The sequence below is a fragment of the Hymenobacter cheonanensis genome, assembly GCF_030581075.1.
GTDB lineage: Bacteria > Bacteroidota > Bacteroidia > Cytophagales > Hymenobacteraceae > Hymenobacter.
Window position 1 is genome coordinate 271,979 of record NZ_JAUQSW010000001.1, and the last position, 26,359, is coordinate 298,337.

19 protein-coding genes are annotated in these 26,359 nt (G+C 62.7%); 16 read left to right on the plus strand and 3 right to left on the minus strand.

The window, feature by feature from the left end; all coding sequences use genetic code 11:
* Nucleotides 1-163 precede the first annotated feature (163 nt).
* The 15 genes from Q5H89_RS01215 to Q5H89_RS01285 all read left to right on the plus strand — a co-directional run bounded on the left by Q5H89_RS01215 (nucleotide 164) and on the right by Q5H89_RS01285 (nucleotide 20,443).
* Nucleotides 164-754 (plus strand): DUF4255 domain-containing protein, encoded by a 591-nt coding sequence (locus Q5H89_RS01215; protein ID WP_305017461.1) that lies wholly within the window; start codon nucleotides 164-166, stop codon nucleotides 752-754.
* Nucleotides 751-1,749 carry a hypothetical protein gene (locus Q5H89_RS01220; protein ID WP_305017462.1) on the plus strand — a complete coding sequence of 333 codons (999 nt, stop codon included), beginning with the start codon at nucleotides 751-753 and terminating at the stop codon, nucleotides 1,747-1,749. Before Q5H89_RS01215 ends, Q5H89_RS01220 begins: the two co-directional genes overlap by 4 nt.
* A gap of 59 nt (nucleotides 1,750-1,808) precedes the next feature.
* Nucleotides 1,809-3,824 carry a phage tail sheath C-terminal domain-containing protein gene (locus Q5H89_RS01225; protein ID WP_305017463.1) on the plus strand — a complete coding sequence of 672 codons (2,016 nt, stop codon included), beginning with the start codon at nucleotides 1,809-1,811 and terminating at the stop codon, nucleotides 3,822-3,824.
* Nucleotides 3,825-3,872: 48 nt separating this feature from the next.
* Nucleotides 3,873-4,337 (plus strand): phage tail protein, encoded by a 465-nt coding sequence (locus Q5H89_RS01230; protein ID WP_305017464.1) that lies wholly within the window; start codon nucleotides 3,873-3,875, stop codon nucleotides 4,335-4,337.
* Between the two features lie 2 nt (nucleotides 4,338-4,339).
* Nucleotides 4,340-4,792, plus strand: a complete 453-nt coding sequence (locus tag Q5H89_RS01235) for a phage tail protein (protein WP_305017465.1) — start codon at nucleotides 4,340-4,342, stop codon at nucleotides 4,790-4,792.
* 12 nt (nucleotides 4,793-4,804) lie between these two features.
* Nucleotides 4,805-4,990, plus strand: a complete 186-nt coding sequence (locus Q5H89_RS01240; protein ID WP_305017466.1) for a DUF5908 family protein — start codon at nucleotides 4,805-4,807, stop codon at nucleotides 4,988-4,990.
* Nucleotides 4,991-5,003: 13 nt separating this feature from the next.
* Nucleotides 5,004-5,666, plus strand: a complete 663-nt coding sequence (locus Q5H89_RS01245; protein WP_305017467.1) for a CIS tube protein — start codon at nucleotides 5,004-5,006, stop codon at nucleotides 5,664-5,666.
* A gap of 15 nt (nucleotides 5,667-5,681) precedes the next feature.
* Nucleotides 5,682-7,745, plus strand: a complete 2,064-nt coding sequence (locus tag Q5H89_RS01250) for a phage baseplate assembly protein V (RefSeq protein WP_305017468.1) — start codon at nucleotides 5,682-5,684, stop codon at nucleotides 7,743-7,745.
* Nucleotides 7,746-7,774: 29 nt separating this feature from the next.
* A complete protein-coding gene (locus Q5H89_RS01255) occupies nucleotides 7,775-8,077 on the plus strand; it encodes a PAAR domain-containing protein (protein ID WP_305017469.1) in 303 nt (100 codons plus the stop codon).
* Nucleotides 8,078-8,087: 10 nt separating this feature from the next.
* On the plus strand, nucleotides 8,088-8,519 hold the full coding sequence (locus tag Q5H89_RS01260; protein ID WP_305017470.1) for a GPW/gp25 family protein: 432 nt from the start codon (nucleotides 8,088-8,090) through the stop codon (nucleotides 8,517-8,519).
* 12 nt (nucleotides 8,520-8,531) lie between these two features.
* Nucleotides 8,532-12,206 (plus strand): baseplate J/gp47 family protein, encoded by a 3,675-nt coding sequence (locus tag Q5H89_RS01265; RefSeq protein WP_305017471.1) that lies wholly within the window; start codon nucleotides 8,532-8,534, stop codon nucleotides 12,204-12,206.
* Nucleotides 12,207-12,268: 62 nt separating this feature from the next.
* Nucleotides 12,269-13,138 carry a hypothetical protein gene (locus tag Q5H89_RS01270; RefSeq protein ID WP_305017472.1) on the plus strand — a complete coding sequence of 290 codons (870 nt, stop codon included), beginning with the start codon at nucleotides 12,269-12,271 and terminating at the stop codon, nucleotides 13,136-13,138.
* A gap of 37 nt (nucleotides 13,139-13,175) precedes the next feature.
* Complete coding sequence (locus Q5H89_RS01275; RefSeq protein WP_305017473.1) at nucleotides 13,176-15,677, plus strand: hypothetical protein; 2,502 nt, start codon at nucleotides 13,176-13,178, stop codon at nucleotides 15,675-15,677.
* A gap of 9 nt (nucleotides 15,678-15,686) precedes the next feature.
* Entirely contained in the window at nucleotides 15,687-19,100 is a 3,414-nt protein-coding gene (locus Q5H89_RS01280) for a contractile injection system tape measure protein (protein ID WP_305017474.1), read from the plus strand.
* Complete coding sequence (locus Q5H89_RS01285; protein ID WP_305017475.1) at nucleotides 19,091-20,443, plus strand: ATP-binding protein; 1,353 nt, start codon at nucleotides 19,091-19,093, stop codon at nucleotides 20,441-20,443. The genes Q5H89_RS01280 and Q5H89_RS01285 overlap by 10 nt, the downstream gene beginning before the upstream one ends.
* A gap of 7 nt (nucleotides 20,444-20,450) precedes the next feature.
* Here Q5H89_RS01285 and Q5H89_RS01290 read toward each other — a convergent pair whose 3' ends face one another.
* Nucleotides 20,451-22,289: an eCIS core domain-containing protein gene (locus Q5H89_RS01290; RefSeq protein ID WP_305017476.1), complete on the minus strand. Its 1,839-nt coding sequence runs from the start codon at nucleotides 22,287-22,289 to the stop codon at nucleotides 20,451-20,453.
* Between the two features lie 1,056 nt (nucleotides 22,290-23,345).
* On the opposite strand from Q5H89_RS01290, the gene Q5H89_RS01295 reads away from it, so the two are divergent.
* Nucleotides 23,346-24,143 carry a hypothetical protein gene (locus Q5H89_RS01295; RefSeq protein WP_305017477.1) on the plus strand — a complete coding sequence of 266 codons (798 nt, stop codon included), beginning with the start codon at nucleotides 23,346-23,348 and terminating at the stop codon, nucleotides 24,141-24,143.
* 18 nt (nucleotides 24,144-24,161) lie between these two features.
* Here Q5H89_RS01295 and Q5H89_RS01300 read toward each other — a convergent pair whose 3' ends face one another.
* Both Q5H89_RS01300 and Q5H89_RS01305 read right to left on the minus strand, forming a co-directional pair.
* Complete coding sequence (locus Q5H89_RS01300; RefSeq protein WP_305017478.1) at nucleotides 24,162-25,211, minus strand: glycoside hydrolase family 25 protein; 1,050 nt, start codon at nucleotides 25,209-25,211, stop codon at nucleotides 24,162-24,164.
* A gap of 476 nt (nucleotides 25,212-25,687) precedes the next feature.
* Nucleotides 25,688-26,272: a BLUF domain-containing protein gene (locus Q5H89_RS01305; protein ID WP_305017479.1), complete on the minus strand. Its 585-nt coding sequence runs from the start codon at nucleotides 26,270-26,272 to the stop codon at nucleotides 25,688-25,690.
* Between the last annotated feature and the right edge of the window lie 87 nt (nucleotides 26,273-26,359).

Genomic DNA, 26,359 nt, shown 5'->3' on the forward strand with positions numbered 1-26,359 from the left:
AGCTCGGCCAACTCCCCTTGGCTCTGTCTGTATTTTTGGGAGGAGCACCCGTAGCGGTCGATACGCGCTACTTTCGTTGAGACGAGAATGCTGCTATGCGGAATAGTCTAGTTAGCCAAAGATAGTAGCCTGGGCTCTCACCTCTTTGTATTTAGCGTAAACCATGCTTCTTCAAGCACTTTCGTTTCTTACCAACGAACTAAATACTTACCTAAAATCAGAGTACCAGCTGCTGCAAGCGAAGGCGACGCTTGCCGCCCACGTCAGTGCGGGCGGCTCGGCAGCTGAAGACATCCAAAACCAGATGAGTGTCACGCTCATTAACCTGGAACCCGAAAGTACCGTGCGCAACCTGCTACCCGACCGGAGCGGGAGCGGCGTGCATTCGCAACTAAACCCCGCTCTCAAGCTGAACTTGCGGGTGCTTTTTGCGGCCAACTTCAACGACTATACGGAGGCTTTGAAGTTTTTGGGTAGCACGCTGACGTTTTTTCAGGGTCATTCGGTCTTTACTCCTCAGGCCTATCCGCTGCTGGACAGCGCCTTTAGCCGGCTAACTGTGGAGCTGGAAACAACCAGCTACCAGGATTGGAGCTACCTCTGGGGAATGCTGGGGACTAAGCACCTGCCCGGGGTTATTTACAAAATCAAGATGATAACCATTCAGGACGGCGTGGTACTGAGTACCAGCCCAGCCATCACGACGGTGGACGTGACGGGTATCGTGCGTCCGGCACCGGCAACTGCGCTGTGAAAATAACTTACGGCGTGCTGTTCGAGGTGGTGTTGCACCACGACTACTTTGCCGATGGCTGCCTGCGGGAACTGGCCCTCGAGCCCACCCCCGCCACGGTGGAGCGCCTGCGGCGGGTGGGCTGGCTGCTCAAGCCCCTGCCCAACGGCTTTGTTGTGCTCGGAGCCGGGGCGGGGCGGCCTTCTGCGGCCGCGCAGAGCGCGGTTTTTCCATTGTTATTCAGCCTCATTCCCACTAACCAGGTTTTCTTCAATTACACCAATTTAGCCCCCCAGCCGGGCCTCACTCCCATTTACCGGCTAGGGCCTTCTCCGCGCAAGCCGGGGGCCGGGCAGGTAGTAGCGAGTGCGGGGCTGGCGTTGCGGCCGTTAGTTTTTGCGCATCCGGTGGCAGCGGCGCCTACCGCCCGAACTGCCCGGCTGCTGCGCCTGGTGCCCAGCCGTTTGCTGGCCAGCCCCCCGGTGGTGGCGGCACGGGCGCCCAGTGTGCCGCTTGACTTGAGCCGCTGGGGCAGCGGCGCTTACCAAGTGCAGGTGGGCCCCGATAGGCTTGCGTTTTATGCCGATGACTACTTGTATGCTACCCAGCCCTGGGCGCTGCTGGAAGTCGGCGCGGCGGTACTGCGGGCAAAGCCTAACACCACCTATACCCTGAACTTCGCGGCGCGGGCTACCTACTGGCAGTACCAGCTGCGGGCTCGTAACCCGCCGGTGCCGGCCGGCCTGCAAATCAAAACGGGCACGGCCGTCACCTTTGCTCAGGTGCCGGTGGCAGTCGGCGAGGCGCCGGTGTGGCGGGCTAGCCAGGCAATACCTCTAGCTGAGCGCTATCCCATGTTGCCTTATCAGCTACTCGCCTTACATTCAGGCCGGAGTGCCCCTGGTACGGGGCAAGTAGTGCTACCAGCGCTGCCACAAGCCATCCCAAACACTCTTCGGACCGAGCAGACGGCGCAAGGGGAAATATTTATTTCGGGCATTGTAGCCTATTTATAATTCTAGCCTTACTTTCAAGATTTTTTTGATTTAAAAACTTCTCCCTCCTTTCTCCTTTTATGGCACAACTGGCCCCTTACCATACCCCCGGCGTAACCATCGTCGAGCAAAATGCTTTTCCCGATTCGGTAGTAGAAGTCGCCACGGCCATCCCAGCGTTTGTCGGGTACACGGAGAAAGCGTCTTACAAAGGCAAGCCCCTGGCAAACGTGCCGACCCGGGTCGAGTCGCTCCAGGACTTTGTGAATAAGTTTGGGGGAAAGTTTACCCAGGTGTTCGACTTGGTGCTGGATGTGGTGGGGAGCGACTTGCAGGCCGGCACCCTGACGGGCGGCACCCTCGCCGTAACTTCTGCCACGGGCACGACGACTGCCGACATCACGGGAGGCAGCTTTACGGGGGCTACGTATGCGTCGCCCACCGGCACGCCCGTTACCGGGGCCTTGACGGGAGCGGCTTTGCAAGGAGCCACAGTCACGATAGCGATTACGGGCAAGCTTACAGCCGGCCAAAACGGAACTACTGATATTACGGGAAATGATATCACGGCCGGCACCCTGACGGGCGGCACCCTCGCCAATATTGCCGTACAGGGCTCGACGGTTACGGCTGACCTCACGGGCGGCACCATCACGGGGGCTAGCTACACGCCCAGTGGTGGCCAGCCCGTTACCGGGGCTACTGTAACAGCGGCTGCCCTCACAGGAGCCCCCGTAGTAATTGCTATTCAGAAAGGCACCTTCACGGCCGGAACAGTTGCGAGCGACCCTGCGGCGTTGCCGGCGGTGACCCTGACCTTCGCCTCGGGCCGCACGGCTGCCCTAACTCCACAAGGAACGGGGCTGTTCTACCTCTATAACTCCCTCCAGCTGTTTTACCAGAATGGCGGCGGCCCCTGCTACATCGTCTCGATTGGTGGGTACGATGCTACGCCTACCATTAAGGCTTTTGAAGACGGCATCGACCTGCTGGAGCCCGAGCAAGACCCCACGATGCTGCTCTGCCCGGATGCGCTTAGGCTTACGAGCGACGACTATACTTCCGTCATGCAGCATATGCTCCAGCATTGTGCGGATGTGCAAAAGCGGGTAGCCTTGTTGGATGTGTACGGGGGAGATGGCCCCGGCAGCCTCCCTACGCTGGATGATATTGATACCTTTCGGACTAATGTGGGAGTAGACTACCTGAACTACGGCATTACTTATTTCCCTTGGGTAAACACGACGGTTGTTGAAGCTACTGATTTGTCATTCCGAAATCTGACGCCCAATGCCTTGGCTGCCCTGGCTAGCCTGGTACCTCCGCCTAAGCCAGCCACCAATGCCCCGCTGCCCGCCATCCTTTTCGGTACTGCGACCACGCCGCCGGCCTCACCGTCGCAGGACCCCGAAGCCCAAGCGAAGGCGGTCGCGGCCGACCTGGCCCTCAATAACAAGCTCAAGGCTATTTCGCCGGAATACAAGCTGACGCTGGACACCATGGCGGCCTACCTGGGCACCTTGCCCGTGGCTCCGGCTATGGCCGGCGTGTACACGGCCGTAGACAGCAGCCGGGGCGTGTGGAAGGCGCCGGCCAACGTAAGCCTGAACGCGGTGATTAAGCCCACCGTCGCCATCAGCGATGCCCAGCAGGCCGGCCTGAACGTGGATGCGATGACGGGCAAATCCATCAACGCCATCCGGGCTTTCAAGGGCCTGGGCAACCTGGTGTGGGGCGCCCGCACCCTCGACGGCAACAGCCAGGACTGGCGCTACGTGAACGTGCGCCGCACCATGATTATGATTGAGCAGTCGATGAAGCTGGCGGCCCGCAACACCGTGTTCGAGCCTAATGATGCCAACACCTGGGTTACGTTCAAGAGCATGCTTAACAGCTTCCTGTTCAACCTTTGGAAGCAGGGCGCCCTAGCCGGGGCCAAGCCCGACGATGCCTACAGCGTGCAGGTGGGCCTGGGCACCACCATGACGGCCGACGACATCCTCAACGGCATCATGAACGTGACCGTGCTCGTGGCCCTGGTGCGGCCGGCCGAGTTTATCACGCTCACCTTCAAGCAGCAAATGCAGGTTTCTTAATCACGCTTCGGCTTACGCTCTACTTTTTACCTTTTTTCTTTCCTTATCATGGCAGACGACGGCAGCGCCCAAAGCCCCAATATCTGGCCTCTACCTAAGTTTTACTTTCAGGTAGACGGCCTCGGCGGGGGCATCGGCAACTATTTTCACGAAGTGAGCGGCCTGGATACCGAAACCCAGGTGATAGAATACCGCCACGGCAATAGCAAGGAGTTTTCGCCCATTAAGATGCCGGGCCTGAAAAAGGTGGGCAACGTGACGCTGAAAAAGGGTGTGTTTGCCAAGGACAACAAGTTCTGGGCCTGGTACAACACCACGAAGATGAACACCATCCAGCGTCAGACCATCGTTATCAAGCTGCTGGACGAATCGGGCGCCCCCACCATGACCTGGACGCTCACCAACGCCTGGCCCACCAAGATTCAGGGTACCGACCTCAAAGCCGACGGCAACGAGGTGGCCATCGAAACCATTGAGGTGGCCTACGAAACCCTGTCCATCGCCAACGGCTAGGCATGGCGCAGGAGTACTACCCCCCGCCCGGGTTCCACTTTCAGCTCCAGTTTGCGGGCATCTCCTCCGGCCTGGACAATTCGTTCCAGGAAGCGGCGGGCCTGGCAGCGGAGTGGGAGCTGGAGGAAATCCGGGAGGGGGGCCAGAACCTGTACAAGCACCGGCTGCCCACCGTGATAAAATACAGCAACCTGGTGCTGCGGCGCGGCTTCGTGAGCAGCAACTCGGCGCTGGCCACCTGGTGCACCGACACGCTGGCGACCGACTTTACCAAGCCCATCCAGCCCCGCACCGTGCAGCTGAGCCTGCTCAACGGCGGCGGCACGCCGCTGGCCAGCTGGTCGTTTCTGGAGGCCTGGCCGGTGAAGTGGAGTATGTCCGACTTCAAGTCGCAGGAAAACGCCCTGGCCATTGAAACCCTCGAATTTGCTTTTGCTACCTTCCAGCGGGTCTAACTTCACCACTTCATGCCCATCGAAATCCGGGAATTGCTCATTAAAGTAACCGTGCTCGACGACGCGCCCGCGCGCGCCGTGCCGCCAGCCCCACCGGCTGCGCTGGCCGGCGAGGCGCTCCGGCAGTTTCAGCAAGACCTGACCCAAACCTGCGTGCGCCAGGTGCTGGCCGAGTTGCAGCGGCGGCGCGAACGCTAATTGCTTCTTTTCCATGTCGCTCCTAAAAATGTCGCTGCAGGCCTACGCCGATGCCCAGTTTACGCAGGCAGCGGGCAGCCCGTACACCGTATTTCTCAACCCGGAATCGTTCGTGCACAAGAGCGAGAACTCGTACGACACGCCCCACCCGCCGGGGAGCGCCGGCGATACCCCGCGCTTCAACTATGCCAGCCAGGGCAACCTGGATTTCAGCCTGCTGCTGGATGGCACCCGGCCCATCGACGGCAAGCTGGTGGAAGTGAGCAAGGAAATAGCGGCGCTCAGGAACCTGGCCTTTGCCTACCACGGCGAGGTGCGCAGCCCCTACTACGTGGAGGTGACCTGGGGCGACTTTCTGTTTAAGGGCCGCCTCACCACGTTCAACGTCAACTACTCGCTTTTTCGGCCCGATGGCACGCCGGTGCGTGCCAAAGTTGACCTGGCCTTCGTCAGCTTCACCGATACCAAAACGCTGGCCCTGCTGGCGGGCTCCCAGCAGGGCGACTCCTCGCTGCGGCGCTACCTGGTGAAAGCCGGCGATACCTTGCCCCAGCTCTGCCACGCCATCTACGGCGATGCCAGCCACTACCTGCAAGTGGCCAAGCTCAACAAGCTGGTGCATTTCAGCAAGCTGGTGGAGGGCACCGTCATTCACTTCCCGCACCTGCACCTGTAACACGGGTCGTTATTCATGGCAAGTTTTCCTCTACTAGCCAGTGGCCTGGTGTCGTTCAGCGTGCGGACCGATGGCGAGGAGCTGGTGGGCCCGGCCAGCATCTACCGCATTCTCTCGATTACTGTTGATAAGGGCCTCAACACCATCAGCACGGCCACGCTCACGCTCATTGACGGCGACCCTGCTACCGGCGCTTTTCCGGTATGCGACGCCGATACCTTCAGGCCCGGCACTGCCATCGATATTTCGGCGGGGTATGACAACAACTATGACTTGCTTTTTCGGGGGCTCGTGGTGGGCATCGCGGTGTCTTCGCAGGGGGCGCAGGGCATCCAGCTGACGGTGTCGTGCAAGGATGAGGCCGTCAAAATGACGGGCAGCCGGGTGGTCATGCCCTTCAGCAATCAAACCACGAGCGATACGCTGACGCAGATAATCGGTACCTACGCCAACCTGAGCGCCACTATTGCCGCTACCAGCGAGGTGCAGGAAAACCTGGTGCAGTACAACCGCACCGACTGGGACTTTGTCGTGACCCAGGCGGAGGCCAACGGCCAGGTCGTCATCAACGACAATGGGCAGCTGACCACAGTGCAGCTTTCCACCTCGGACGACGATGCCCTGGCGCTGGTGTACGGCGACAACGTGTACAGCTTTTCGCTGGATATGGATGCCCGCACCCAGTTCAAAACGGTGCAGGCCCAGTCGTGGTCGGCCGCCTTGCAGCAGGACATCACGGTCACGGCCGAACCGCCCGACCTGGAAACGCTGGGCAACCTCGACCCCGGGCAGCTAGCCGAGGCCCTGAGCCAGGAGGCGTATGTCATTCGCACGGCGGCCGACGTTGACGAGGAGTCGCTCCAGACCATTGCCAACGCCTACCTGGCCAAGCGGATGCTTGCCATGGTAAAAGGCAGCGTGGAAATGCAGGGCAGTAGCGCGGTGCTGCCCGGCAGCATGGTGCGGCTCGACCGGATTGGGGCCCGGTTTAGCGGGCGGGCCCTGGTGTCGAAGGTGACCCACACCATTGCGGGCGGCGACTGGAAAACCCAGCTCTCGCTAGGCACCGACGAGCAGCCGTTTGCCGAGCGCCACCCCGACGTGGTGCCGCCCGTGGGGGCCAACAGCGTTGCCTCGGGCGTGCAGGGCCTGTACGCCGGGGTAGTGAAAGCCTTGCAGCCCAGTGCCGCCGCCGCGGCCGAAGCCGCCCAGGCCGTGGAAGAGGCGGAAGAGCTAAAAGACCAGGCAGCAGCGCTCAAGGAAGCCGTGGCAGAAGCTAAAACGGCCGCCGCCGCCGCCGCCGATGCCGGCCCCATGGCCCAGGCCCTGGCCGTGGCGGAGGTGGCCGAAGCCGCCCTGCCCCACGGGGCCGAAGCCGCCGAGGCCGAAGAAGAGGGGGAAGAAAAAGCCGAAGCGGCCGAAGGAAAGATTGTGGCTTCGAACCGCAGCACGGACAACAAGGGCGACTTCCAGGTGCAGGTGCAGGTGGCGGCCCTCAACAACGCCGTGCTGTGGGCCCGGCTAGGCCAACCCTCGGCCTCAAGCGGCGGGGGCATGTATTTCTACCCGGAAGTGGGCGACGAGGTAGTGCTGGGCTTTTTGGGCGATGACATCCGCGCCCCCGTCATCCTGGGGTCGCTTTACAGCAAGGAGCGCTCGCCCGCCTACGTAACCGAAGCGGCCAACAACATCAAGGCCATCGTTACGCGCAGCAAGCTCACGCTGGAATTTGATGAGCAGAAAGGCGGCATCACCTTGAAGACGCCCAAGAATAATCATTTGATTATCAGCGACACGGCCGCCGGCATCGTGCTCAAAGACCAGCAGGGCAATACCATTACGCTCTCGGATAATGGCATTGACCTGGTAAGCAAATCCAACATCACCATCACGGCCGATGAGAGCATTAGTCTGGGCGCTAAAATGGTCACCATCAACGGCAGTGCCGCAGTGGGGCTGAAAGGCCTCGACATCAGCGCGGATGCCACGGGCATCCTTTCCCTCACCAGCAACGCCGCCTCTACCCTATCGTCTACGGCCGAAACCGTAGTGAAAGGCATCCTGGTGCGCATCAATTAATTTACGTCACTCCCTAGCTTATCCTTGCCATGCCCCCTGCCGCCCGAGTCGGAGACTTGCACATCTGCCCGCTGGAAACTCCGGGCCCCGTCCCCATTCCCCACGTGGGCGGCCCTATCCTGGGCCCGGGCGTGCCCACGGTGCTGATTGGGGGCCTGCCGGCGGCCGTGGCCGACAACGAAGCGTTTTGCCTCGCCCCGGAGCCGGACATGCTGGAGCAAGGCTCGCTGACGGTGTGGATTGGCGGCCTGCCGGCGGCGCGCATGGGTGATGCCACGGCGCACGGGGGCGAGATTGTGATGGGCTTGCCCACGGTATTGATTGGGGGCTAGCCGGGCGGCCATGGACAATTTACTCGCGTCTTCCTTACTGGTGCCGTTTCTCGGCCAGGGCTGGGCCTTTCCGCCGCAGTTTGACCCCGCTACCAAGGCCCTGGCCCTGGTGAGCGAGGAGCTGGACGTTGAGCAGAGCCTGTACATCCTGTTTCACACCGAGCCCGGCGAGCGCATCATGAACCCGGACTATGGCTGCGCCCTGCGCCAGTTCCTGTTCGAGAATATGGTCCGGACTACCCTTACCCGCCTGCAGGAGGTGGTAAATAAGGCTATTCTCCGCTTCGAGCCGCGCATCAAGGCTAGCCCGGTGCAAGTTGATACCGGGCAGCTGGCCGATGGCATTCTGCGCCTGCAGCTCACCTACGTCATTCGCGCGACTAACAGCGAGTACAACAAGGTGTTTCCGTTCTACCTGCGCGATGCCCCGGCGCCCGCGTAACTATTCCCTGCCATGCCATTGCCGCCGCTGACCGCGCCCCGCCCCCCGGAAAAGTGGCGCAAAGGGGGGACTTCCCAGGCCGAGCGGCTGCCCGCCGACCTGCTGCCCGAACACCTGAAACTAGATGCCCGGACGCTACCCGAGCTTCTGGCCTACCTGGCCCACTTCTCCGAAAAGGTGCAGTTTTACACCGAGCCCAATGCCCCGGCCGCGGGCACCTGGGCGCTGGCCCGGCACCGGGGGCTGCTGCTACTGGCCGTGGTAGCGGCCCACCCGGGCGGTGGGCCGGCGGCCGAAGCCCAGCTGCAGCCCCTGCACGACCCCGCCGCCACTGCCGCCCAGCGGCAGCAGGCCCTGCCGCAGCTACTAGAGCTGCTGCACGAGCAGGCCAGCACCCTGCACGAGTGGTACACCAGCTGGCTAGCCTGGGTAGCTGGCGCCCGGCAGCCCGACCTGCAAGGCCTGCTGGCCGCTAGCGTGGCGGCGGTAGCGCCGGCCTTGCGCCGGGGGGCCCACTTCGAGCGCCTACTGGCCCAGCAAAGTACTGCGGCGCCGCCGCGGGGGCTGGTAGTCGTGGTATTTGGCCGGGGCCGCCGCCTGTTCCTGGAAGACGTAGCGGAAGCCCTGCTGGAAGCGGAATACCGGGAGTATGCCGAGCAGCTGCGCCGGGAAGAACTGACGCGGGAAGCCATGGTAGCCGCCCTGGTTGACTTGTACTGGCAACTACAGGCCGCGCTGGTGGCGCTGGCCGAAGCGGCCCGGTCAGCCCTGCCCCACGAGCTTAAGCATCGCCGCGACCACCACCCGGAAGAAAGCCTGCTGGTCGCGTTTTTGCAGCTCTATACCCACGCGCAGGCCGAGCTTAACCACATCCCCCAGCGGCACCTGGACTACTACTACCGGACGGTGCTACGGGCTACGGGGCGCTTGCCGGTGCCCGACCGCACCTACCTGTCTTTTACGCTCACGCAGGGCGTGGCCCGGCACAAGCTGCCCGCCGGCACCCTGGCTACGGTGGGCAAGGATGCTGGCGGGCAACGAATTGTGTTTGCCACTACGGCCGATGCCACCCTCGCCAACTGGAAGGTTGCCGCGCTGGCCACGGTGTTCGGCGCGCGCGCGCCAACCCCTACCGGCCCCGGGCCGGTAACGGGCCTCTACGCCTCGCCCCCGGCGGCCGGCCCCCCGGCCCCGGCGCCCTGGCCGCTGTTTGGGAGCGACCAGCTGCCGCCCGCCGCTCGTGACGGCGGCAACCAGCCCGCCCGGGTCGGCTTTGCCGTGGCCGCCCGCCTGCTGAGCCTGCAAGCGGGCAGCCGCCGCCTCACGCTCTGCCTTAAAGTCACGGCGGCCAGCCTGGCGCAGTGGCAGCAGGAAATGCAGGCAGCCAGCCCACCGGGCTACGCCGTTGAGGCACTGGCCACGGCGGCTTTTGAGGCGCAATTGACCGGGCCAGCCGGCTGGCTGCCCCTGGCCGTAGCAGAAGTAAAAATTGATGCGCAGGCGCATACGCTTACCTGGACGCTGCTGCTCGACCGCGCGCAGCCCGCCGGCGTAGGCTACCTGGCCCAGGTGCACGGCGACGAGCTGGCCACCACCCAGCCCGTGCTGCGGCTGCTGCTGCGGGCCGGGGCGCCGGCGTATGGGTATTCCAGCTTTGTGCTGCTCCAACCCGTGGCCATTGACTTGCAGGTGATGGTAGAGCACCTGCACGACGTGCAGCTGAGCAATCAGGTGGGGCAGCTTGACCCGCGAACTCCGTTTTATCCTTTCGGGTCGAGTGCCCTGCCCGGCGACTACCTGCTGATAGGCGTACCGGAACTGCTTCACAAGCACCTGACCCACCTGAGCGTGGCCCTGACCTGGCAAAGCCTGCCACCCGGCGGCTTTGGGCCCTACTACCAGGGGTATGCGCCAGGCCCCACGGATGACGCGCTCTACCAAGGCTGCGGGTCGCCGCTGGCCGACGACTCCTTTCAGGTAACTACCAGCTACCTGTCGAACTACCATTGGCTGGCGTCGGCTCCGCAGCCCCTGTTTCAGGCCGATGCCAGCGGGGAGCCGCTGCGGTCGGTGAGCCTGCTGCGGTGGCCAGAGCCGGCCCGGCTAACGGCCGCGCCGGAAGGTGCGGCCGGGCTGCTGCGCATCGAGCTTACGGCCCCGGCGGCGGGCTTTGGCTCGGGGCTGTATCCCCAAGCCCTGCGCGAGGCAGTGCAGTACAATGCCCAATTTTACCTGCCTAATCCTCCTCAAGGACCGCGCCGGCCGCTGCCCCAGCTACCCTACCTACCCAGGCTGTGCGGCCTTTCGGTAAGCTACCACGCCGAGCAGCCGCTAGCCCCTGGCCTGGATGCGGCGGCTGACCGGCCCGCTTTTTTTCATATCGGGCCCTTTGCGGGCTACGTGCCCGCCGCTGGGTTGGCGTTGCAGCTACTTCCAGCCTTCGAAAATGGTGAGCTGTTTGTGGGGCTGAGCCCGGAAGCGGCGGGGCAGCCCGTGCAGCTGGTATTCGACCTAACTATTCGCAGCCTGCCGGAGTCGGCCCAGTTGCCAGCTCCCAGCTGGGCCTACCTGCGCAACGACCAGTGGGTACCCATTGAGCAGGCGCCGGGGGCCGAAGTATCGTTACCGGGCTTTGGCAATAGCTGTAGCGTTGCGGTTAATTTGCCGGCTCTTCCGAACACGCACCAAACGCGCATGCCGGCCGGCCTGTGGTGGCTGCGGGCCACGGTGGGCAGCGGGGCCGCCTCCTTCGGCCGGGTGCGGGCCATGCATTCGCAGCTGGTACCAGCCGTGCGCACCGCGCCGCGGCCCGGCCCGGCGGCTACTGCCCAGCCGGTGGTGCCGGCGCACGCCCCCACCCGCCTGCTTACGCCGCACCCGGCCATTGTGGCGGTGGCGCATCCGCACCCGTCGTTTGGCGGCCAGGCGGCCGAGTCCCAATCGGCCTACTACAGCCGGGTGAGCGAGCGGCTCCGGCATCGGGGCCGGGCCCTAACGCCCTGGGACTACGAGCACCTGGTGCTGGAAGCGTTCCCGCAGGTGCACAGTGCCCTCTGCCTGAGTGCCAATGACGTGCCGGGGCCCCGCACGCCCGGCCAGGTAACGCTGGTGCTGCTGCCCCAGGCGCAGGCCGGCAATCCCTATCCGTTGTTCGGGCCCGGCGAACTCACCCGGGTGCAGAGCTACCTGCAGGCACTGGCCCCGCCGGCGGTGCGGGTGCGGGTGCTCAACGTGTGCTACGAACAGGTACAGGTGCGCAGCCTAGTAGCTTTTGCGCCGTCGGCCGCGCTGCCGCTGGCTCGTTGCGAGCCGCAGCTGCAAAAAGACCTGCGGGCTTTTTTATCGCCCTGGCACCAGGCTCCGCCGCGCGGCGGCTTTCATCACTACCTCACTGTGCCGGCCGTGGAGGCATTTCTGAAGCTGCTGCCCTACGTGGCGGGCATCGGGGGGTTCTCCGTGGTCAAAACCGGCGTGGAGGCGGGCCGGCACCGGCTCTACGACTCGGCCACCGACGCGCGGCAGCCGCCCGAATTTATGGGGGCTAGCCCGCTGGGCGGGGTGCAAGTGCCGGCGCAGCAGCACCACTTCACGGTGCGCCACCACCTGCCGGCCCCGGCCGAGGCGGCCCCCACGGGCATCGAGCGCCTGCGGATAGGAGCAGACTTTATCGTGGCCTGCGACTTTTAGCGCCGCCGTGCCGGCACCTGCCACCCGCCACGCACGCGCACTTACCTGATTTTCTATGCCACATGCTTACTCCCGATAAATCACAAGGCTCCTTAAAGTCCCGGAAAACGCTCAAAAGCTACTTCGTCAGCGGCAGCCTCCCCACGCAGCAGAATTTTGCCGACCTGATTGAGTCGATGGTGAATCGGCTGGATGATAAGGCTGAGCTGCCGCCGCAACGCGAGCCCTTGCCGGGGCCCAACCCTGGCGGAGATGAGCCGCCAGCCAACCAGCCAACTGACAGCGTTGCGCTCTACCAGCAAGTACCCCGCGCCACTAGCCCCAACTGGCTTGTCGGCCTAGAAACGGGAGTGCAACCGCCGGGGCTGGATATTTCGGAGGGTGTTGAGCCAACCACGGCCGCCGACCTTGCGGCCGCCGCTACCCCCGGCAGCCGGCCCGGCATCAGCCGGCTGCACCTGCAAGTGGGCGGCAACGTGGGCATTGGCACCACTGCGCCCACCGCCCAGCTCGAAGTCAACGGCTTCGTGGCCAGCCAGGGCCGCCGCGGCACCTACGCCGATGCGCAGTGCCCCGGCACCGAAGTGCCCGCCGATGGCCAGTGGCACCCCATTTTGCGGGGCCTCGACGGCTTGCACGCTTTCGAGATTGTGGCCGCCGCCTACGGCCCGGCCGGCCGGGGCCGCTATGCCCTGACCCAGGCCACGGCCCTGAGCGCCTACGGCAAGTCGCAGAGCCGCGTTTACCGCCGGGATGCGTGGTTTTGGGGGTGGTTTCAGAAAATTCAGTTTCGGTGGACGGGCGCCCTGCACGACTACGGGCTCGATATGCGCACCGCCAGCTCGTTTGGCCCCGATGCGCGCATCGTCTACCACATCACGCACTTATTTGACGACCGCCGCCCGCAGGGGCCGCCCAGCCCAGGCGCCTAGCGTTGCCCGGCTACCGCTACTTCCCTTTTTTGCTGCTATGGAGCCCGTTTCGACTATTACCAAAAGCCAGAAGCTACCGCCGGGGCAGGACTATGCCCTGCTGCGGCAAGAGGGGCTAGCGCACCTGCAGCAGCTCAGCGGCCGCGTGTGGACTGACTATAACGACCACGACCCCGGCGTAACCCTGCTCGAAGCCCTGTGCTTTACCCTGACGGATGTGGGCAGCCGCGCCGCCCTGCCCGTGCCGACGCTGCTGGCCTCCCCGCCGGGGCCGGCTAGCCACGTACCCGGCCTTTTGGTGCCCGCCCGCGAGGCCTTTGCCAACCACCCGGTAACGCTGGCCGACTACCGCAAGCTGCTTCTCGACCGGCTGCACGATACGGTAAAAAACGCCTGGCTCAGCTTGGTAACCGGCCCAGGCGACGAGTCGGCCGCCCCCTGGCACTACCAGGTGCGCGTGGAGCTGCACCCGCCCCGGCCGGGCCACGGGGCTGCCTTGCCCGCCCCCGACCACTCCTCGGTGCGGGCCCGCATCCTGGCCCTGCTGAATGCGCACCGCAACCTGGGCGAGTATTTCGGGCAGGTTATTATCCTGAAGCCCTACGAGGTAGTAGTGGGGGGCCACCTGGACTTGCTGCGCGGCCAGCAGCCCGCCAAGGTGCTAGCGGCGGTGCTCCGGGCGTTTGATGCCTGGATAGCGCCCGCGCCGCCGGCCATTACGCTGGCAGAAATGCAGGCCCGCGACGTTCCTGCCGAGGAGCTGTTTGCCGGCCCCGCCGCCGAGCACTGCTTGTTTGACGAGGCCTCGTTTGCGCCCCAGTGCCTGCACTTCGACTGCGCCGAGCTAGGGGCAATAGCCCGGCAGGTGCCGGGTATCCGGGAGGTGAGTGGGCTGCGCTTTCACGGCCACACGTTGCCGGCCTCGCCCACGCAGCTAGCCGTGCCGGCGGGCCGGGTAGCCGTGCTCGATGCCGAAGCCAGCCTTCGGCATTTTACGTTCAGCCAGCACGAAGCTCCCCTGGAATGCAATGGCAGCCTGGCACTGTGGACGTATCGTCAGCAAGCCCTGGTGGGGGGCAGCCGCCTGCCCCCCCTTGCCCAGCTGGCCCCGCTGCCCGCGAAGGGCCACTACGCCGAGCTAGGCCGCTACGAGTCGGTGCAGCGCTTGTTGCCCGCCTTGTACGGCACCAGCGAAGAGGGGCCGCGCGCGCATACCTCCGCGCTGGGCCGCGCCCACGTGATGCAGCTGAAAGGCTACTTGCTGCTGTTTGACCAGCTGCTGGCTAATTTTTGCGCGCAGCTCGAAAACGTGGGGCGTTTTTTTTCGCCGGCCCCGCAAGCTACTACCACCTACACCTCGGCGCTGTACAATGTGCCCTACGTGGCGCCCCTGCTGCCGGGCACGGGCATCAGCCCCGACGAGGCCTGGCAAAACAACGCCGCCACGGCCGCTCGCTGGCTAGCCTACCAGCAAGAGCCGCACAATCCTTACCAGCGCGCCCTGCAAGAGCTGGCCGAGCCGGCTACTGGCGTGCTGCACCAGCGCAGCAAGTTTCTGGCGCATTTGCTGGCCCGCTTCGGCTACGCTGCGCAGCAGTACCACGCCCGCGAAACCGAGGCCCCGGTCCAAAGTCCGGAAGCGGTGGAGGCCACCGAGCGGCTGCTGACCCACCTCAACACGGCCGCCTACCACCGCGGGGCGGCCCGCGTGGCGAGTGCTGCCACGGCGGGCTATGCCGAGTCCGGCCTGGAATTTTTCCTGTTTTTGCTGGTGGGCCTGGAAAGCCTGCCCCGCAAGTGGGCCCGCCACGCAAGGCTGGCCAGCCTCGAAGCATCGGTGCACCTGGAGCCCGGGGCCCAGCAGCACAGCTCGCCCCGGCTGCTGGTGCGGGGCCGCAAGCTGGAATTCGCGGACTTGCTCGCCCTGTTTGCCGGGCAGCTGCGGCAGCCTACCCTGGTTCCGCTGAGCGCCACCACCGCCCGGCTGCACCCCGACCCGCACCACCCGCATTACCACACGCAGCTGGAGCTAGCCGGTGCACCGGGGGATGACCAAGGCCCGGCAACGTTGGAAAACCTCGTGCCGCGCCTGCTGGCTTATGGCCGCCAGCTCGATGCGCAGCTGGAGCGCTTTACGCTGCTCGACCACCTGGTACTGCTGCCCCACTCTGATACGGAGCCAGCCGCCGAGGCCAGCCAGTGGCCGGCGAACAGGGAGTTTTTCCAGTACCAGGCTACGCTGCTGCTGCCGGGCTACGCCTTCCGGTTCCGGCCGGCTGAAAGCGCGCGCGCCGCGCCGCTGGCCAGCCCCCGGAGTTTTGTCGAAAACCTGGTTGAGCAGCACGCGCCGGCGCATTTGCTGCTCAACATTCTTTGGCTCGATTACCCGGCCATGCAGGAATGGGAAACCATCTTTGTGGCCCTTGCGGCGGCCAGCAGCTTGCTCAATGCCAGCGGCCGGCCCGACCACGAGGCGCTGCCAGCCGCCCAGCACCGGGCGCGGCACTTCTTGAAGAAGCACCTGCCCCACGCCTCCTAGCCCGCTGCTGTGCCCGCCCCCATCGCCCTTGTTGAGCAGCTAACGCTGGCGCTCCAGACCAATAGCGCCCTGGTGGGCAAAGCGCTGGGCGAGCGCATCAGCCGGTTGTTTTACAGCGATTTGCAGCGCATACTGGCAGAGGAGCTTGCGCCTTTTGCGGCCGCGGGCTCCAGCCTGCGCCTGCCCCGGCTGGTTCTGGAGCTGGAGCCCCTAGCCGCCAGCCAACTGGAGCGGGAGCTTCCCGAGCGCCTGCGGGCTGCCTTGCGCAAAGCGCTGGCGGCAGTGCTTCTTCCCGCCGGCGGCGCACCGGGCGCCAGCGCTGCCCCGCTGGCGACGCTGCGTTATTTCCTGGTTTCGGGCCGGCTACCCTGGGCAGCTCGTGCCCCGGACTTTGACCTCGACGCGGTAGTGCTACAGGCCTTGCGCGCGCAGCGTGGTGCCCTGCGCGACCTGCTCCGGCAAGTGGGTGGCCAAGCCTTGGCGCGCCAGCGCCTGGTGCGGCAGCTCACGCCCGAAACCCTGGCCCGCCTCCTTACCTTCCTGGAACCCGGGCGGGCCGCCGTTGTGCTGGCTTTTGTGCACGCAGTAGCTGCCCGGCAGAGCCGCCGGCCGCTGGTGCCAGCCAGCGAGTCAGCGTTGCGCTACGCGGTGCTGGAGCAAGTAGTGGCCAGCCTGGCCAGCACCCAGTATTCCTTGCTCGATAGCCTGGCTTTTGTGGAGCAACAGCTTCGGCAAATGGCCGCCCGCTATGGGCTGGGCTATGCCGCCGTGGTGCAGTGGCAGGAGCAGGGGCTAGCCAGCGGCCCGGTAGCGGCCTCGGCCGCTGCTTTTAGCAGCATTATCCGGGCGCTGCAGCAGCAAAGCGCTCCCGTTGAGCCCGGTGAGCTGGCCAAACTGCCAGCGCCACCGAGCTATTTGCTCGGGGCAGCTGAGGAAAATACTGCCCTGGCAGTTACCCATCCAGGGCCAGCCCAGCCAACCAGCCCCGTGCTACGGCCGATAGCTGCCGTTGTTGCCCCGGGCCGCAGGCTGCGACCGCGCCCGGCCGCCTTCCGGCCGGGCGGTCACTTCTCCCTCGCTACGCCCGCTACCGCTTCGGAAGCTAGGGAGCTTGTTTTTTCCTACTTGCTATCCGGGGAGGCCGGCGGAGCATCCGGGGCCTGGCTGCGGGCAAACCTACGGCGGGCGGCAACCCGGCAACCGGCGGCAGTAGCTGGGTTTCTGCGCCGCTACGGGTCCCAATCGGGCGTGCTGGCCCGGCTAGTGCAGGTAGCGGACTTTGCCACCCTGGAGCGGTTGCCGGGGCGGGCTCGCCCCACCCACCGGCCCAGTCTGGCCGCCCTCGACGCGTGGGCGACCAGCCCGGCGGGTGGAGGGCGCATGCCCACGTTTTTGAAAGCGCTTTTTGTAGCTTTTCATTACCCTACCACCGGGCGCTTGTCAGGGGGAGCTATCCGGCAGCTCGCTGCTACCCACTACCTGGCCTGGGATGCCACCTTAGCCCAGCTGGCAGCGCTGGGGAGCCACTGGCCGGCCCTCGCCGCTGCGCCTTTTTTTCGGCGGATTTGGCCCCTGCTATTTTCCGGCCAGGCTTCGGTCAAACGGCCTGACCGCCAGCCTGCGCCAGCCCGTCTTTTCGAGCCTTCGGTCGCTCGCCTTCAACCCGAAGAGTCAGCGCCAGCTCAGCTAGACCTGGTTTTTCGCTACTTGCTGCAGGCACCTGCCGACGTATCTTCTCAGTCGTTGACCAGGCTGCGCCAGGTTTTCCAGCAGGCCATCCGGCAGCCCGGGTCCCTGCGGCACTTCCTGCGGCAGCACGCTGGCCACACAACCGTGCAGCACCGCCTGGCACGCCTGGCCGACTTTGGCTCACTGCACCTGCTGGTAGCAGTGCCCGGGGCGGGGCGGCGGCAGCGCCGGCAGGTGCGGCAGGCCCTGGCCGCCCTCGACCGCCACCTGCACCAATCCACGCGCCCTGGCTCTACGCGGTTTGGACTGCTTCTACGGGAAGCTTACACCGCTTATGCCCTGACAGCCGTGGCTGGCCAGCCGGCCACCAGCGCCAAGGTGCCAGCCGACATTCGGCAGCGGGCCGCCGCGATGGGGCTAGCCTGGCGTAGCGGGCTGGCGCGGATGAGCGGGCTGCTTCGCCAGATTCCAAGTTTGGCCGCTGACCCTTTCTTCCGTACGCTCTTACAGGTAGTAGTGGAGGAACCAGCCAGGCATCCTCGCCGCCCGGCCGGCCGGGCAGCCAGTAAATCAGCATCGCAGCTCAGGCTTTTTCCCGGCCCCGCTCAACCTGCGGAGGCCGCCTGGAATATCCTGGCGCAGCATCTGCAAAGCGACAATGCACCGCCCACCAGCCCGCTCGTGCAGGCCGTAGCCGAACTGCTAGGCGCTGGCAGCGCCCGCCAGCCCGAACGCCTGCGGCCGTATCTGGCCTTGCCCGTGGCGCGGGCCCGACTGGCGGCCGTGCTAACGCAAAAGCAGTTCACGGGCTTGCTGCCGGCGCTGATGCCGGCTACCTACCGCCTACTGGCGGCCTTGCTGCGCGACTGGCAGCGCCTGCATCAGCAGCGGTTGGTGCAGACTAGCACGGGGTCGGCGCTGCTGTGGGCAGAAGTGCTGGCGGTGGCGGCTTCTCCTGGCGCAAGCACCGGGGAGCGGGCCGCCGCGCTGGTGCAAAGCCTGCTGCGGCTTGAGCAAGCGCACCTACCGCCCGCCCAACGGCCGGCGCCCCGGCGCCTGGTTCAGGCGATTGCCCAGCGCGGGCTAGCCCTGCGGAGCCCGTTGGCGGCTTTGCTGGCGGCGCTGCCCGGGGCAGTTGCCCAACCGCTCCAGCGGGCCGCCCCGCGCCCCGCCGCACCTGAGCTGCGCCAAGCCGCCTTTCCTAAGCCGCCGGCTGCTGAGCAGCCGCTAACCGAAGCCGTGTACATCACCAACGCGGGGCTTGTGCTGCTGTACCCCTTCTTCACCCTACTATTCGAGCGAGTTGGCCTGTTGCAGGAAAAAGCCTTTCAGGACCCGCTGGCGGCCGAGCGGGCCGCGCACCTGCTGCAATTCCTGGTTACCGGGGGCGAAGACTTCCCGGAATACCTGCTGGTGCTCAATAAGCTACTGTGCGGCATCGAGCGGCCGCAGCCCCTGGCCCGCGTCGTGCCGCTCAGGGCCGAAGAAAAAGCGACGGCCGAGGGCCTGCTCGGGGCGGCCCTCGGCCGCTGGCAAGCCCTGAAAAACACCAGCATCGCCGGCCTGCGCGAAACCTTTCTGCAGCGCCCCGGCAAGCTGACGTGGAGCCCCGACAAAGTGACGCTCACCGTGGAAACCAAAACCGTGGATATTCTCCTCGACCAGCTGCCCTGGTCCATTGCCCTTATCAAACTGCCCTGGATGGCCTTACCCCTCTACGTAACATGGCGCTAACCCTTACGCCCCCCGCCCCCGGCGATACCCTGGCCCGCGAGCTGGACTGGCTCACCAAAGTGCTAGATGCCCGCATCCGGCTGCACCTGAAGCAGGAGTGTACCGTGAAGACTATCGAACGAATACCGATGCCTAAGCTGCCGACGGCCGCTACCGATGCCTACGCCCGCCTGGTGAAGCACGAAAAGCTGAACTGGCACGAGCGCCTGGTGCTGGCCCTGGCCCTGGCCCCGCACCTGCGCCCCCAGGCCCTGGACCCGTTCTTTGGCCGCAACGGCCTCTACGACCGGCCCTTCACGGAGTTTGGCGGCCTCCGGGGCAAAGGCCACGCGGGCTTCCTGCCCACCGGCGAAACGGCCCTGTTTCTGCTGGCCGGGGCCGACCTAACCCAGCGCCTGCCCTACCAAACCAGCCTCTGGGCCCACTCGCCGCTGGCCACCGCCCGCCTCGTGCAGCTAGGCCCCGCCGAGGCCCACGAGCCACCCCTGAGCGGCGCCCTCACCGTGACGCCCGAAGCCCTGGCCCTACTCACCACCGGCGAGCGCCCCCGCCCGCACTACAGCCCCGACTTCCCGGCCCAACGCGTGACCACGCCCCTGACCTGGGACGACCTCGTGCTCGAAGACTACGTGCACGACCAGCTCCGGGAAATCCGCACCTGGCTCGACCACCAAGACGAGATTATGCAGGACCCGCACCTGCGCCGCCACCTCAAGCCCGGCTACCGGGCCCTGTTCTACGGCCCGCCGGGCACGGGCAAAACACTCACGGCCATGCTACTAGGCCAGGTCACGGGCCACGAGGTGTACCGCGTCGACCTCTCAATGATAGTGTCCAAGTACATCGGCGAAACCGAGAAAAACCTGGCCCGCGTCTTCGATACCGCCGAGCGCCGCCGCTGGATTCTCTTCTTCGACGAGGCCGACGCTCTCTTCGGCAAGCGCACCGCCGCCAGTTCCTCCAACGACCGCCACGCCAACCAGGAAACTGCCTACCTGCTCCAGCGCATCGAGTACTTTCCCGGCGTCATCATCCTCGCTTCCAACCTAAAAAGCAACCTGGACGACGCCTTCGCCCGCCGCTTCCAGGCCATGATTAACTTTCCGCTGCCCGGCTCCGCTGGGCGCCTGCAACTCTGGCAGCAGGCCTTCGCGACCATTAAAGTGAGCAGGGAGGTGGACTTTTCTGCTTTAGCTGCAAAATACCAGGTAGCGGGTGGCGCTATTGTCAACGTGCTGCGCTACTGCGTGTTACTGCATTTACAACAGAAGCAAGCGGTGAGTATAAGTGATATAATGAAGGGCTTACAGCGTGAATTGGCGAAGGAAGGGAAGACAATTTGATTTCCCCTTATTCTTTATGTTCTTGCTGTTGCTCGTTTTTTATTACGGATAATTCAGTATGATAATCCCTTTTATTGATACGCTTGTTGCTCACAACTTTAAATACAGTGCCCTGACGAAAGAGCACTTCTTTTTCATTACTATGAGCTGTTTGTTTGCTTATATTTAAAGCCTCCTGTATTGAATCTCTGCCTTTAATCATAATAAGGCGGCAAGGAGTACCTACAAAGCTGGGTTTATCCTTTTTAGTACTAAAAGAAAATAAAAATGACTGCGTAAAGGATGATTTTCCGTAATGCTCATCGCTACCTTCAAATAGACTCTCCCAACGATACAATACATTAATTTCTTCATTAGAACTTCTACTTTCAAAAGCCGCATCTGCATTAACAGAGAAATTTTCAACGTAATCATATATACACGCAAGTATTTTATCATCCAATTTAGCCTGGGAAACTTGATAACGCTTGTTAATAACTTTACTGATGAACCCTATGACTAGCTGGCGAGTATCCATTTTCTTGTATAGGCTCATCAACACAGCTTCAACATGAGACAATGATGATTTCTTGGCTTTTTCTCGCGACTCGGCTTTTAACTGAGTTTTGAGAGTATAAATTTCTCTCATTAGCGGGTTCAAAATTTTATAATCTTGTGTCGTATATTGTCTTATAGCCTTATCTGCTTTATTTTCACTTGTGCCCTTTTGAGGGTTTTGCTGCGCATGCGAAGAATAGGAAGGCCTTGCATACAAACTTGCTGGGTGATTTGAGGCAGCCGCTGAAGCACTATGATTTTTTGGTTCATTTCCCCTTTCAAAATCCTCGTACTTCGCTTCAGCGTTAGTTATCAGAGAGAATGAGCTTGCTCGATGATTAGCAATTGAAGGGGATGCAGCCGCAGCTGATTTTAGCCCCGATTTTGGCAATAAGGGTGAAGGAATTGCAGATGAAGTACTAGGTAATATTGCAGTACGCTTCCTTACAACGCTCGATTCATCTTCGTCCTCATCGGAGTTCTCGTGCTTCGATTGAGTAGCTACAGAAGACACACTTGTTGCTCGCTTATAAAAGCTGTTAATTAATTTACCTAAAGTTTCATCATTTGCTTCATCTATTGATTTGTTTTTAAATAAATTTTCAAATGCCATTCTTATTTGAAAATCATTATTTAATTCTTTGGGTAAGCTGCTTTTATTGACAAAATTAAAGAAACCTATTTTTACATTCTTGCTACTTACCAAAAGAAATTTTTCGAATAAGGGTAATTCAGCGAGCATAACACGCTGCACTGCTATGTACTTGGCAACATGTCTTTGCAAACCGTGCAAATTGCTATTCTGTATTCGTATGCGAGAGGCCTTAGCACCCATTGCAGTAGCCTCACTTTCCAGACTTGTGGAATCGTTAATACTAGTTTTTTTAAGTTGCCTAGTCGGCCGCACGCGCCCTTGCTTCTGCTGCACCACGTGCCAGGCCTCGTGCGGCAGGTGCTTCTCCTGCCCCGGCCCGAGGTGAATATCCGGGCCCTGCGCGTAGGCGTGGGCCTGGAGCTGCGCCGGTTTTGCCGAGTTGTAGTGCACCTTCACGTCATCGAGCGAGTGGCCGGAGAGGCTTTCCACGCCGGCTTTCAGCTTATCGGGCAGGCCGGTGCGGTTGGGGCGCGGGGTGGCCAGCTGCACGGGCGCTGGCTGGCGCTGGGCTACTTGCCGGGGGCTAGCCGCAATGGCGTCCTGCAGTTTCCGCTGGGCCACGGTACTGGCGCGGTTGTCAACCAAGGTAGCGGCTTTGCCGGTGGCGGGCTCGGTGGCTTTGGTAGCGGGAGTGCGGGGGGCAAAGTCTTTCATCGGCCAGGTGGGCAGTTGGTAAGCTACCGATGGGCAAGATAGGGAATTGCTTTCGCCTGGAAGGCAAAATAATACGATACCTCTTTGATTAGCTGCTACCTTGCCTCCCAAATAAGTAAGGGCTGCCTAAACAGCTTGTCACGCTACGCTATTTATAGCCCTGTGATACTGACTTGAGGCCTTGCGTTTCTCTCCTCTCCAATGTTAAAGCTTCCGTTGCTGCTGGGTTGTTTCTATCTACTGGTGGGGGGGGCAGCGTGGGGGCAGCGCACTGTGGTGCCAGCTACAGCTACTGGCCACTACCGGCTACGGGCGGGCGCAGCTGTGGTGGGCTCGTACCCCGCCGGGCTACCCGCCCACGCCTACAAGCAGCTGGATTTTTCGCTGGTGTCGCACCTGTGCTGCGGTAGCTACCGGGCTGCTGGCCAAGGCCGCCTCGAACCCGTTGCCGTGCCAGCGGCAAGCGTGCTAGCCGCCGTTCGGCACCAAAACCCTGGCTGCAAGGTGCTACTCGGCGTGCGCTACCAGCCAGCTACGCCGGGGCTACCAGGAGCCGCACCTGCCCGGGCCCGACAGGACCTGACGGAGGCAATCATACATCTGCTGGCTACTACTAAGGCCGGCGGCGTGAACCTGGAGCTTGCCTCCCGACCAGATGCAAAGCCTGGCAGCGGGCCTGCCACCCTTCTGCCAGCCGCAAGCCAGCCCCTGGCTGCGCGCGACTGGCAACTTATAAAAGCCCAGCTGAAGCAGCGGCGCTTAACCCTGAATAAAGACAGCAGTTGGCTGCAGCACGATACTATCCGGCTCCGGCAGCAAATCCGAGCCGCTCATGCTGGCCCCGCGCGCGTTGGCTATGCGGCTGAGCTACAGGCACAACGTGGGCTGGCGGTAGAGTTCCGGCTACGTCGGGCAGTTTTTCGCCTTGACCAGAAGGCTTTCAACAAGGGGCTGCCGCCACCTACGTTCGCCAGGGCTACCCGCCCGGCGCCGGCGGCTACGGCGGCCGCTTACGCGACGGAGCTGCGCGAATTCGTAGTGCTGCTACACGAAAAAATGGCCCGGCGCCTTCCCGGCGCCAGCCTAGTCCTCACCCTGCCGGCGGTGGATGCCACCCGCCCCTATGCCCAGCTAGCGGGGCTTGCCTCGGCGGTCCGGCTATTCGTGGTGCCAACGCACGACTACCCCGCTAGCCAGCCCAACTCGCCAGCGCCGCTAGCCTCCTTAGGCCCCGAAGTGCACTGGGATTCCGCAGCGGCTGCCGCTTCGATAGCGTATTACGAGAAGGCCGGCGTGCCGGCGGCTAAGCTGGTGCTGGCTTTTCCCCATTCAGCCAACGTATTGCAGGAGGCAGCAGCGAAAACCAGTGCCCCAGCCAGCCTGGCTATGACGTATGCCTGGATACTAAGGCATCACTTGGGTGGCATAGGTATCGGGGACTTGAACTACGAGGCCCCGGCCGCCCTAGCCGCCCAGCTGCTCCGGGCCGGCTTACTTACCCCGGCTACTCCTACCCTCACTACCCCGGCACGTATGGCGCTAGCCGAACCTCGCCTCAGGCTGCCCGCCTGGGGGCAGGCAGCGCTCTTTGCAGCGGCCCTGCTGCTGGGGTTTGGGCTTTTAGGCGTGTTGATTAGTGCGCTGTTGCGGGCCCCAGCCATTATTCCCTTCCAAGAACGCGTGCTAAAGGTGGGCCTGCTGCTGGGTGGCGGCCTGCTATTGCTAACGTTATACGGGTACTTTCTGGGGCCGCACAATGGGCAGTCGCTCTTATTTGGCTGCCCGGCAAGCTTGGCCCTACTGGGGCTCGGCACTACTTACTATCGTTTCCGCCAGCCCAAAGAGCTGCCCTAGTACTTTGCCAGCAGCTTTTTAGGCCGGTTGCGGCGTGGCGGCCTGCAGGTACTGCATGAAGCTGGTGGCCGCCAGCCGGGCTATGTAGCAGCCCACAATCACTAGCCCGTGCAGCAGCAGGCTATGATAGGAGGGTGACAAGAGCTGGGTCAATGCCGCATGGATAGAAGGAACGGGCAAAATAGCCAAATGGCGAATACCCATCGACACTGGCAGGCCCGCTGCCACAGTCGTTAAAAGCTTGGGTAATTCTGTCTTTAGTGCCTGCACGTGGGCCGCCGACACCCCTAAAATGGGCCTGGCGGCAGGTGTTATGGGTTCTGCCAGCTGCCGTGGGGCCGGGCCGGGCGCAGGGGCCGTCGCACCGTGCCCGAACGCACTGCCAGCGGAGAGCGCTGCCTGACTTGGCGCGGCCTCGTGGCTCCACAACCGCAGCAAACCATCGCTAGTCCCGTTAAAACGGTCGCCGTCGCAAGGGCCTATACCCGGGATGATGTGCAGTTCACTGCCCTGCTTACCACTGCCGTTTGTGTACTGCCACATGGTCCAGTAAGGCCAGCCTAGCGGCAGCGGGGGGGCCGCCACGTCCCGGTAATAAGCTAGCCAGAGCCAACACTTGCGCAGGATGGCACTGCCGCCGGCCCGGCGCTGCTGCAGGAAGTACGGGCTGCTGTAGAGGCCCGGATAACGCCCGGTGGCCTTGTATATGTGCTGTACAAACTGCTCCGCCTGGGGCGTCGTCATGCTATCGCTATCAGCATTCAACTCAAAGTCGAGAACTAATAAATCATGCGGGCCCGGCCGAACTTTATCCAGGAAGTGGGCCGCCTGGGCAGCGCCATCGGCCTTTACGCCAAAGTGGTAGGCCCCCCACAACAAGCCCGCTTGCAACGCCTGCTGCTTGCGACTGGCATAGTGCGAGTCGGTATAGCCCAGCCCCTGCGTTGCCTTATGAAACACGCCCCGAAGGCCATACTGGTAGGCTCGCCTGAAATCAAGTGCCTGATGCGGGGACTCCGGGTTGTGGTTGTAATGGGAAATATCCGCAATAGCCCCGAGTATGCTCATAATCTACAGCGCGAATAGTTAGTATGAAAAATGATTGTACGTGCTCGGGCAGCTGCAAAAGCGCTTGGCATATATTCCATTGTAAGTCATACAGTTACCTGGCCCAGCTACTTCAGTGCAAATTGGAAGCGGGCTAATATAGGTTGAAAAGCCTGGGGTGGTCTGGTTGAAACGGACAGTGAGCCAAGGCAGGACCGCTTCGAAGCTATTTCTTCGATGCGTTTGTTCTGTATTAGATACAATTGGACTATAGTTTCCGGCTCCCTGCGGACTACAAAGTTTACCGCAGTAAAAAGCCCTTTATAGCTTCATGAAGGGCTTTTTACTGTATTTTTTAAAAGCACCGGGCTTAAGCTTCTGGGCTTTGACTTTAAAACAGCTTGTCTCTCGAAGAAGTAAGTCGCTGGGCGGACGCTATGGCCCGGGAAGCTTAGCTAGCGCCGCACAGCACGTGTAATTTGGATTGCTGGCAGTGCCTAACCTTGCGCAAATCGGGCCAGCAGTTTGAGCAGCAGGGGGTCGGTAATGGGGAGCTGGGGTTGCACCAGGTTGTGGTTGCGAGCATCCAGGTAGCCCATCAGCCAGAAAAAATCATGCGGCTCGGCTTCCGCATACGCCATTTTCCAATCGGGAAACCACCGTGTGGGGCTCGCTTTATCGCTCAGCAGTGCCACATGGTGGTGCCGCTTGTCCTGCCGTATTCGAGCAAACAGCGCGTGTACGTTCAGGGCTGAGCCTTCCAGAATTTGAATAAAATGCCCCGATGAGCTGTAGCAAAGCAGGCCCGTGATGTGGTGCTGCTCGTTCCAGGCGCGCGATTGCTCCAGCAGCTCGGTGCGCTGGCTGGCCGTTAGGGGCCGCACGGCCTGGCTACGATAGAGAATGTGCTGCACCCGGTTGTCCAGCCGCAGCAGGGCCTGGTCTAAAGTTATATGGCCTTGGGCATACTGCTCCAGCAATTCTGCCTCGTACTGGTCGGGGGCCAGGTGCGTTTCTGCGGTTAAGGCAATGGCCCAAGCTACCGCACGGCGACGCTGTGCTTCATCCTGCGGTTCTTTCATAGCCTTGTTTACGCAAAACACATCCGCATAAACATGTAATAAACACCTATAAACCAGCTATAAATACGTATTATACCCTGCGATTAG